Origin of the sequence: Priestia sp. BR_2, assembly GCF_041954005.1 — a bacterium.
In the GTDB taxonomy this organism is placed as follows: Bacteria; Bacillota; Bacilli; order Paenibacillales; family Paenibacillaceae; genus Paenibacillus_AQ; species Paenibacillus_AQ lautus_A.
Genome location: NZ_JAVFHM010000144.1, coordinates 1 through 1,811 on the forward strand (window position 1 = coordinate 1; position 1,811 = coordinate 1,811).

Annotated in this window: 1 protein-coding gene; it reads right to left on the bottom strand. The window is 32.6% G+C overall.

All coding sequences use genetic code 11. The features are described from left to right. Positions 1–518: 518 nt before the first annotated feature. Positions 519–1,352, bottom strand: a complete 834-nt coding sequence (locus tag RB298_RS06730) for an STAS domain-containing protein (protein WP_486046482.1) — start codon at positions 1,350–1,352, stop codon at positions 519–521. Positions 1,353–1,811 lie beyond the last annotated feature (459 nt).

The following is a 1,811-nucleotide window of genomic DNA, read 5'->3' on the forward strand; positions in this document are numbered from 1 at the left end:
GCTCCTTTTGTTGAAAATACATATAATGGTATTATTGATAATTTAAATTTAAAATATCCAATCATTTGTCCACACGAAGAATAAATAGATGAATGAATTATTTTTATGAGATACTTTACTATTTGTTTACTATCCAACGGAGTATAAGAACGGGAAACCCTTAATAAAAAATGTGCAAACCATTTAAATATATTAAGGTTGATTCCATCATTTACATAACTTATAGAAGAAACTCATCAAAAAGAAGCCTTTGCTAATGATAGCAAAGGCTTCTTTTTGGCGAGAATTATGATGAATATGACTAGCTTAAAAGAAATGCACCGAATACTGCTTTTTTTATTTCTACCTCTCAATATTAGGAGTCCTAAAAATTAACTCACAGTAGAAGAGAACTCAAATACATTTTTTAAAGCCATCACTAAAGAAATAGATGCCCTTCCTAATTTCCACCTTTAGGAAGGGTACGTCTATTTATAATATAACCGACATAAAAAAAGGCTTAGTACTTTAATTCAATATCACTCATGCAAAAGCTTATTTACTGCATCTTTTAACTTTCCATAAGTTTTCAATTTGCTCATATCTATTCCTAATTGAACCGCAGTTAAAGCAATCTCCGGACGGATACCTGTGATGGTTGTATCAATTCCAAGTAGGTCCAACATCTTTATAACTTGAAATAATTCATTGGTCATCATAGTATCAATGGAAGGCGCACCTGATAAATCAATAATTAAGCAAGACAGATTGAGCTCTTTTGCTTGCAGCATAACTTTCTTCGCAAAATCACTACTCTTATAATCATCAACCTGACCAATGAGAGGCAGCACACCCACTGTATCGGAAATACTAATAACAGGCGTACTAAGCTCAGAAATTAGCATTTTTTGAGCTTGAGACTGCGCTTCTGATACTTGTCCATAATAAAGGGTAAAAAGTTCTATCATCCGATCAAATGCTTCATTCACTATTTTATTCCATGAAAAAAGATCTTCGTATGTAATGCTAGATGAATGAAGGTGAAAAAATGATTCAATCTGTTTAAAAAAGATTAAACGAAACTTTTTAAAATGATGAATACTATGATACAGAGAATCGCCTCTCTGAGCCCTTTTTGTAGCAACTTCCTGTGCCCAATCACTAAGAGTATCTAAAGAATCTCCTATAAGAACTTTTACAATTTTACGAGTAAAGTATTGATTTTGTACTCGAAGATATTCTGTTGTTTCGGAAGAAGCATCAGCAGTGTAAATTGAATCCTTTTCCACTTCCCGCGAGTCTAACCATTCTTGAGACATTTCATCAATATGTTCTAGTAAAAAGTCATGTAGTTTTTCTGTCATTTCATGCATAACATGTTCTCCTTTACTGTTATCTAACGTTCCGTTTCCCGGTTTATTTATATGAAAAACTTCCACTTATTTACGTATGTAGGTTTTAACAGCTGGCTTCATGCTGAAGAGATTTCTTTTAAGGAACAATCAAATAAAACAGGTTAATTTCATCCCAATTAAAACATTATAGATAAACGAGGCCGATGTATAACAGGAACGAGATTCGTCGATAAGCTAGAGTATTTAAATTAAAACATAGGCTGATGTTAAGCGGGCTGATGGATGTTCGTTGTGTTTTAAAAAAAGCTACTCAAACGAGTAGCTTTTTTTAAAACACATACTTAAAGGAATATGAGGAATTACGATTCCTATGCTCTTAGTGTGCTCACAAACTCAAGTTTGACTATTTACTTCTTCCTTTTTGGGAGCATTCTATTTATAATCACGGTGTTCTCCATATAATGATTTATCATAAAC